Origin of the sequence: uncultured Eubacterium sp. (genome assembly GCF_945980375.1) — a bacterium.
Taxonomy (GTDB): domain Bacteria; phylum Bacillota; class Clostridia; order Oscillospirales; family Acutalibacteraceae; genus Eubacterium_R.
On record NZ_CAMFQO010000006.1, the window covers coordinates 69,215 to 77,316 of the forward strand.

Below are 8,102 nucleotides of genomic sequence, written 5' to 3' on the forward strand. Positions count from 1 at the left end.
AAATATTAAATATTGTAGTCAATAGCTACCGATGTTTCACATACGGCATGCATATGTTTTTTTACCACAGAGCAATGATACTCGTCATTTTGATAATCCTCAAGCGCCTTGGCATCATCCAAAACAACCTGCAAAATCACATCATACGAACGTTGAGAATGTAAAAAGTCAACTCCTACCTCAATATCTTTTATGAGGTCAACATTGCCCTTCATTGACATAAGAACCTCAGCAGCCTTGTTACATTCAGCCTCGCTGTTGTCCTTTAGCTTAAAACAAACAATATGCTTAATCATTTGATTTTCCTTTCGTTTATAAAAGTAGGGTTACCGCACGGCAACCCTACACTGTTTTATAGCAATACTATTTTGCAACATCTGAGTGTCGGCTTTCACGAATGATATTAACCTTGATTTGACCCGGATATTCCATTTCTTCTTCAATTTTCTTGGCAATCTCGTGAGCGATGTATGGCATCTTTTGGTCAGAGATAACCTCCGGCTTAACCATAACTCTAACCTCACGGCCTGCCTGGATAGCATATGCTTTTTCAACACCGTTGAAGCTTGTGGAGATTTCCTCAAGCTGTTGGAGTCGCTTGATGTAGTGCTCGATGTTTTCGCGTCTCGCACCCGGTCTTGCCGCCGAAATTGCATCGGCAGCCTGAACAAGACAGGCAACTATTGTCTTGCATTCAATCTCACCGTGGTGAGCCTGAATTGCGTGAATAACCGCCTCGTTTTCCTTGTACTTTCTTGCGTATTCAACGCCTAAGGCAACGTGGCTGCCCTCCATCTCGTGATCAAGAGCCTTGCCTATATCGTGAAGAAGACCGGCTCTCCTTGCAAGCTTTTCGTCGGCACCGAGCTCGGCAGCCATAAGGCCTGCGATATAAGAAACCTCAAGCGAGTGCTTAAGAACGCTTTGACCGTATGATGTACGGTATTTAAGCTTACCTAAAAGCTTAACAAGCTCAGGATGAATGGAGCCGCAGTTTGCACTTATAACAGCCTTTTCACCCTCGGACTTAATGGTTTGGTTAATTTCCTTCTTGGACTTTTCGTACATTTCCTCAATTCTTGTAGGATGAATACGACCGTCCTGAATGAGCCTTTCAAGAGTTAAACGTGCTATCTCACGTCTGACAGGATCAAATGAGCTTACCGTGATAGCCTCAGGGGTGTCGTCAATGATGAGCTCAACACCCGTAATTTTTTCGATGGAACGAATGTTGCGTCCCTCTCTGCCGATGATTCTTCCCTTTGTTTCGTCTGAAGGGAGGGCAACAACAGATACGGTTGTTTCTGCTGTGTGGTCGGCGGCACAGCGCTGAATTGCAGTACCGATAATCTCTCTTGCAATAACATCGCTTTGATCCTTAATCATTTGCTCGTGTTCAAGAATTCTTTTGCTCTTTTCAACATCTAATTCGGATTCAAGTGAGCTCATAAGCTGTGCTCTTGCATCCTCCTGAGATAAGCCCGAAATTCTTTCAAGCATATCAAACTGACTTTTCTTGATGCCATCGATTTCAAGTAATTTATCATTTGCAGCCTTTAGCTTTTCGCTGAGGCTTTCGTTTTTCTTTTCCAATGTGTCAGATCTTTTGTCAAGATATTCTTCACGCTGGTTAAGTCTTTTTTCCTGTTTTTGTACTTCGTTTCTTCTTTCACGAATTTCCTTGTCCGCGTCGGAGCGAAGCTTATGGATTTCGTCCTTTGCCTCCATAAGCTGAGCCTTTTTGGTCTTTTCAGCTTCGGAAAGGGCGTCGTTCAAAATTTTTGTTGCCTGCTCTGTTGCGTTGGCAATTTTTGCATCATCGGATTTTCTCTTTGCGGTAAGTCCGATAAAGAATCCCAACACAGCAAGAACAACAGAACACAATAAAGCGATAATGATCGCCAATGAAATACTTACCTTCATATCAATAGCACCTCCTTCTGTTTAAGATTTTACATACATAATAATTGTTAATTCCATCAGAAAAGGTACAGTTTTATGCAATTTTGACATTTAACGGGTACATATTTTTGCCCAATATATACAGAATGTCACAAATATAATACTTGAATATGTAGTATTTGTCAAGGAATTATTTTGATATTTGCAATACAAATTGTGTTATGAAAATATGAGGTTGACAAATAAAATCAATGGTGTTATTATACTTTCAACAGAAAAAATGTTGATGGGGACAAGACTGCATTTTTGACGGCTAAAGAGAGCATCCGGTTGGTGAAAGGATGCGCCTGACGGTGTAAGCTACCACCCCGGAGTGCCTTTAATAGAGGTCGGTTTGCTACCGTTACAGAGCATTGAGTGGCAGGAAACTGCAATTCAGGTGGAACCGTGGATTATTATTCACCCTGATTTTTCAGGGTGATTTTTATTTTTTAAGGAGGTAATGTTTTATGAAAATTACATTAAAGGACGGCTCTGTTTTAGAGTACAATGAGGCAAAAACAGCAGCAGACATTACAAAGGACATTTCTATGGGCTTGTTCAGAAATGCAACCTGCTGTAAAATTAACGGCGAGATTAAGGATTTAAGAACCGTTATTGATACCGATGCACAGCTTGAGATACTTACCTTTGATGATGAGGACGGTAAAAAAGCATTTAATCACACTGCATCACACATTATGGCACAGGCTGTTAAACGTCTGTATCCCGATGCAAAGCTCACAATAGGTCCTGCTATTGACGGAGGATTTTATTATGACTTTGATGTTGAAAATTCATTTTCTCCCGATGATTTGACAAAAATTGAGGCAGAAATGAAGAAAATCGTTAAGGAAGATCTTGAGATTAAAAGGTTTGAGCTTCCCGTAAACGAGGCAATTGCTCTTATGGAAAGCAAGAACGAGCCTTATAAGATTGAGCTTATCAATGAGCATGCAGAAAAGGGTGAGCCTATCAGCTTCTACGAGCAGGGCGAATTTACAGAGCTTTGTGCAGGTCCTCACCTTATGGATATGAAGGTTGTAAAGGCATTTAAGCTTACACAATGCACAGGTGCTTATTGGAGAGGTAATGAGAAAAACAAGATGCTTTGCCGTGTTTACGGTACTGCTTTTCCAAAGGCTTCTATGCTTGAAGAGCATCTTGCCGCACTTGAGGAGGCAAGAAAGCGTGACCACAACAAGCTTGGCAGAGAGCTTGAGCTGTTTACAACTGTTGATTATATAGGTCAAGGCTTACCTATTCTTCTTCCAAAGGGTACAAAGATTATCCAAACTCTTCAGCGTTGGGTAGAGGATGAGGAGGAAAAGCGCGGCTGGCAGCTCACAAAAACTCCTCTAATGGCAAAGTCGGATTTGTACAAGATTTCAGGTCACTGGGATCACTATAAGGAAGGTATGTTTGTTCTCGGTGATGAGGAAAAGGATAAGGAGGTTTTTGCTCTTCGTCCTATGACCTGTCCGTTCCAATACCAAGCATATCTTAACAGAGCAAGGTCTTACCGTGATCTTCCTTTGAGATATGATGAAACCTCTACTCTTTTCCGTAACGAAGCATCGGGCGAGATGCACGGTCTTATTCGTGTTCGTCAGTTCACTATTTCGGAGGGACACCTTATGTGCCGTCCCGACCAGCTTGAAGAAGAGTTCAAGAGCTGCTTGGAGCTTACAAACTATATGATGGAGGTTCTCGGTCTTAAAGAGGATTTGACATATCGTTTTTCACAGTGGGATCCTGATGACAGAGAAAAGTATATCGGTACAAAGGAGCAGTGGGATGAGGCTCAGGGTGTTATGAAGAACATTCTTGATGACCTTGGTATTGATTATCAAATCGGTATCGGCGAGGCTGCATTCTACGGCCCAAAGCTTGACATTCAAATTAAAAATGTATTCGGTAAAGAGGATACACTTGTTACTATCCAAATCGACCAAATGCTTGCAGAAAAGTTCGGTATGGAATATGTTGACAGCGACGGTCAAAAGAAAAATCCTTACATTATTCACAGAACATCAATCGGCTGCTACGAAAGAACACTTGCTCTGCTTATTGAAAAGTACGCAGGCGCGTTCCCAACATGGCTTGCACCTGTTCAGGTTAAGTTCCTTCCCGTTGCAGACAGACATCAGGATTACTGCCGTGAGGCTATGAAGAAACTTCAAATGGCAGGAGTTCGCTGTGAGCTTGATGACAGAAGCGAAAAAATCGGCTTTAAGATTCGCTCTGCACAGCTTGAAAAGATTCCGTATATGATTCTTGTAGGCGACAAGGATATTGAGGCAGGCACAATCTCTGTTCGTTCCAGAAAGAACGGCGATGAGGGCGCAACCTCTATTGATGAATTTGTTGCAAGAATTACAGAGGAAATCAATTCAAAGGCAAGATAATACAACAATATACAGAACAACGCCCTGTAAAGCGTCTTACTTTACAGGGCGTATTTTTATTCTGTCAGCCTTCTTGCTTCAAAAAGGGAAATGTCCTTTTCGTCGGCAATTTTTGCCAAATCGTCAAATTCAATTTTGCTTTTTTCAGTGCCGTAGCCTGATGATTTTTTTATGTGTACACAATTGCTTTGCGTTATTTCTCGGCTTAATGTGCATCGTTTACATTTAACCTGACGCACCCCAAGGGTTGTTGTGTGCTTAAAGATTTGAGCAGTCAGCTCGTCCTTTTTTTCGGGGGTTGTGATAACGGTAAACTCAAAGGCAGGCCTGCTTTTTTTCATAACAATAGGCTTAACATAGGCATCCTTTGCACCCAAATCAATCAGCTTTGTTATTGCATATCCCATTTCCTCGCCGGTCATATCGTCAAGCTGACAGCGTAGCTCATATATATCCTCTGTGCTGTCGCTTTCTCCGATAAACACTCTGACAACATTAGGCTTTGCAAAATCCTTTGTACCTGCACCGTAGCCTGTTTTTTCTATATTCATATTGATAGGGGAGGATTTGCCTGCAAAATATTTTACAATAGCTGCACCGGTGGGAGTTGTCAGCTCACCTTCAATGTCACCCGAAATAATTTGCATACCCTTTAATAGTTCTGCTGTTGCAGGGGCAGGCACCGATAAAATGCCGTGCTGTGTCTTTATGCTTCCGTATCCCGTAACGATGGATGAGCAATGCACCTTTTCAATATTAATGTAATCTAATATATAGCAAAAGGCGGTAACGTCAATTATTGCATCCTTTGCACCTACCTCGTGCAAATGCACATCGGCAACCTGCGTGCCGTGTACCTTGCTTTCAGCATTTGCAATCAGGGAGTAAACTTTTTTTGCATTTTCCTTTACATTGTCCGGCAAATCAAAGCCGTTAATAATACCGTATATTTCGGCAATATCGGTGTGATAATGTCCGCATTCGGTTATGCTTACATCAAGCTTTGATGCTGATATTTTATTCTTTTTTATCTTTGACAGAGTAACACTTACATCAGGTAACAGAGAATTTAACCTGTCTGTAATTGTCTTTCTGTCATTGTCGCTTAGTGTATCAAGCAGGGCAGCCGACAGCATATCGCCTGCAACACCCATATTACATTCTATATATAATTCTTTCATACCATTATAATTCCTGATGATTTATCATACTTGCTATGTAGGCGGCACCGAAGCCGTTGTCTATGTTAACCACACTTACGTTGCTTGCACAGCTGTTTAGCATTGCCAGCAGAGCCGATACTCCTCCAAAGCTTGCGCCGTAGCCAACACTTGTGGGTACTGCAATAACAGGACAGGAGGCCAATCCTCCTATAACACTTGCCAAAGCCCCCTCCATTCCTGCAATGGCAATAACCGCCTTTGCCTTTGACAGCACCTCTGCTTTGTCAAGCAATCTGTGTATTCCGGCAACTCCGACATCGTACATTTCCACAACCTCGTTGCCAAACGCTCTTGCCGTCAGCACAGCCTCCTTGGCACAGTAAAGGTCAGACGTGCCTGCACAGCAAACAACAATTTTGCCGTTACCGTTTGGTTTTGGTACAGTACCTGCAATAGCAACTCTTGCCTCGTCTTCGTATTCAAGCTTTATTGTTTTGCCTACATATTCTGCCTTTTCGGCACTTATCCTTGTGATAAGCACGGTAGGCTCACCACTGTCAAGCAGAGCCTGTGCAATAGCCCTTATCTGCTCGGCACTCTTGCTTTCGCCGTATATAACTTCACCGACACCGTGTCTCAATGAACGTGATGTGTCAACATTTGCAAAGCCAAGCTCCTCATATGATTTGATATTGATTTTTTCAAGAGCCTCGTTTGGTGAAATCTCACCCTGCTTAACGCCGTTAAGAATGGCCAAAATATCGTTTTTGTTCATTATATCACCTAATGCTTATTATCCATATAAAAGAGGAGTTGTCAAGATTTTTTGAAAAAATACACAAAACCTATTGACATAGTGGGTATTGTGCAGTATAATTCAATCAAACAACAAAGCCTACCACAATGGTAGGAGTTGGAGGCAAACAAAATGAAAAGTATTTTTAACAGTCTGTTAAGGCATAATTTCAGATTTGGACGAATGTGTTGCTGTTGTTAATTTAGAATAGTATTTTTGCATAACACAGTCATTACATTTGAAAGGAAGTTTTTTATTATGTCAAACTATAAATTCGAAACATTACAGCTCCACGTAGGACAGGAAAATCCGGACCCGGCAACAGATGCAAGGGCGGTACCTATTTATCAAACAACATCTTATGTTTTCAGAGACAGCGATCACGCACAGGCAAGATTTGGCCTTGCAGATGCAGGCAACATTTACGGCAGATTAACAAACAGCACTCAGGATGTATTTGAGCAAAGGCTTGCGGCTCTTGAGGGTGGTGTTGCAGGATTGGCAACTGCTTCGGGTGCCGCTGCAATAGCATATGCATTTCAGGCATTGGCACAGTCGGGTGACCATATTGTTGCCGCAAAGACAATTTACGGCGGTACCTACAACTATCTTGCTCATACATTCCCAAGACACGGTGTTACAACCACGTTTGTTGACCCTGATGATGCGGAAAATTTTGCAAGGGCAATCCAACCTAACACAAAGGCAATTTTCATTGAAACCTTGGGTAACCCTAATTCGAACATAATTGACATCAAGGCTGTTGCCGAAATTGCCCACAAAAACAACATACCGCTTGTTGTTGACGATACCTTTACAACACCTTATCTTCTTCGACCTATTGAATACGGCGCAGACATTGTTGTTGCTTCGGCTACAAAGTTTATCGGCGGTCACGGTACAACTCTCGGCGGTATCATTGTTGACAGCGGTAAATTTGATTGGAAGGCTTCGGGCAAGTTCCCGCAGATAGCCGACCCAAATCCAAGCTATCACGGTATCAGCTTTGCCGATGCAGTAGGTCCTGCGGCATTTGTAACCTATATCAGAGCAATAATTTTGCGTGATACAGGTGCAACTATCTCTCCGTTTAACGCTTTCCTTCTTTTGCAAGGTACGGAAACTCTTTCTTTAAGAGTTGAACGTCATGTGGAAAATGCCAAAAGGGTAGTAGAGTTTCTTTACTCTCATCCTCTTGTAGAAAAGGTAAATCACCCATCACTCAATCCCAAATACCGGGCACTTTATAATGAGTATTTTCCAAACGGTGCAGGTTCAATATTCACCTTTGAAATTAAGGGCAGTGAAAAGGAAGCAAAGAGGTTTATTGATTCTCTTAATATCTTTTCAATCCTTGCAAACGTTGCAGATGTTAAATCACTTGTTATTCACCCTGCAACCACAACACATTCGCAGTTAAGCGAGGAGGAGCTGGCAGAGCAGGGAATTAAGCCAAATACAATAAGGCTGTCAATCGGCACAGAGCATATTGATGATATACTTGCAGACATCGAGCAGGCACTCAATAGCATACAGTAAAAATAAGGAGCTATCGTTTTTGATAGCTCCTTTCCTTTTAGCATATTCTCGGTAAGCCCTCACCGATTAGTACATTTACCCTTCGTTTTCCTCCAAGCGATGTGGTGAGTGTTACCCCCTCGCCGTCACATACTGTGCCGATAATTTGAGCATTTTCACCGTATTTGCTTGCTCTTATTATTTCAACAGCTTTTTGAGAGTGCTCCTGTGCTACAACGGCAACAAGCTTGCCCTCGTTGCCCATATGCATAATGT

At 42.1% G+C, this 8,102-nt stretch carries 7 protein-coding genes and 1 other annotated feature; of the genes, 2 read left to right on the forward strand and 5 right to left on the reverse strand.

Going from position 1 to position 8,102, the window contains the following annotated elements:
• Positions 1-5: 5 nt before the first annotated feature.
• Positions 6-296 carry a Dabb family protein gene (locus Q0P34_RS03410; protein ID WP_294952907.1) on the reverse strand — a complete coding sequence of 97 codons (291 nt, stop codon included), beginning with the start codon at positions 294-296 and terminating at the stop codon, positions 6-8.
• A gap of 67 nt (positions 297-363) precedes the next feature.
• Positions 364-1,923 carry a ribonuclease Y gene (rny, locus tag Q0P34_RS03415; protein WP_294952910.1) on the reverse strand — a complete coding sequence of 520 codons (1,560 nt, stop codon included), beginning with the start codon at positions 1,921-1,923 and terminating at the stop codon, positions 364-366.
• A gap of 253 nt (positions 1,924-2,176) precedes the next feature.
• Positions 2,177-2,372, forward strand: a binding site (T-box leader).
• Positions 2,373-2,411: 39 nt separating this feature from the next.
• Between rny and thrS the strand changes: the two genes are divergently transcribed.
• Positions 2,412-4,349 (forward strand): threonine--tRNA ligase, encoded by a 1,938-nt coding sequence (thrS, locus tag Q0P34_RS03420; protein WP_294952913.1) that lies wholly within the window; start codon positions 2,412-2,414, stop codon positions 4,347-4,349.
• A gap of 56 nt (positions 4,350-4,405) precedes the next feature.
• Here the strand turns inward: thrS and larC are convergent, their stop codons facing one another.
• Together larC and larB are read right to left on the reverse strand one after the other, a co-directional pair.
• A complete protein-coding gene (larC, locus tag Q0P34_RS03425; protein WP_294952915.1) occupies positions 4,406-5,530 on the reverse strand; it encodes a nickel pincer cofactor biosynthesis protein LarC in 1,125 nt (374 codons plus the stop codon).
• 4 nt (positions 5,531-5,534) lie between these two features.
• Positions 5,535-6,287 carry a nickel pincer cofactor biosynthesis protein LarB gene (gene larB / locus Q0P34_RS03430; RefSeq protein ID WP_294952918.1) on the reverse strand — a complete coding sequence of 251 codons (753 nt, stop codon included), beginning with the start codon at positions 6,285-6,287 and terminating at the stop codon, positions 5,535-5,537.
• A 279-nt stretch (positions 6,288-6,566) separates the two neighbouring features.
• Between larB and Q0P34_RS03435 the strand changes: the two genes are divergently transcribed.
• A complete protein-coding gene (locus tag Q0P34_RS03435) occupies positions 6,567-7,847 on the forward strand; it encodes an O-acetylhomoserine aminocarboxypropyltransferase/cysteine synthase family protein (protein WP_294952920.1) in 1,281 nt (426 codons plus the stop codon).
• A gap of 37 nt (positions 7,848-7,884) precedes the next feature.
• Here Q0P34_RS03435 and Q0P34_RS03440 read toward each other — a convergent pair.
• Positions 7,885-8,102: AIR synthase-related protein (locus Q0P34_RS03440; protein WP_294952923.1), on the reverse strand; the 218-nt coding region annotated here is incomplete at its 5' end.

Excerpts from the sequence above, each read along its gene's own strand:
- thrS (WP_294952913.1), top strand. The coding sequence starts at position 2,412 with ATGAAAATTACATTAAAGGACGGCTCTGTTTTAGAGTACAATGAGGCA.
- Q0P34_RS03410 (WP_294952907.1), bottom strand. The coding sequence starts at position 296 with ATGATTAAGCATATTGTTTGTTTTAAGCTAAAGGACAACAGCGAGGCT.
- Q0P34_RS03435 (WP_294952920.1), top strand. The coding sequence starts at position 6,567 with ATGTCAAACTATAAATTCGAAACATTACAGCTCCACGTAGGACAGGAA.
- larC (WP_294952915.1), bottom strand. The coding sequence starts at position 5,530 with ATGAAAGAATTATATATAGAATGTAATATGGGTGTTGCAGGCGATATG.
- larB (WP_294952918.1), bottom strand. The coding sequence starts at position 6,287 with ATGAACAAAAACGATATTTTGGCCATTCTTAACGGCGTTAAGCAGGGT.
- rny (WP_294952910.1), bottom strand. The coding sequence starts at position 1,923 with ATGAAGGTAAGTATTTCATTGGCGATCATTATCGCTTTATTGTGTTCT.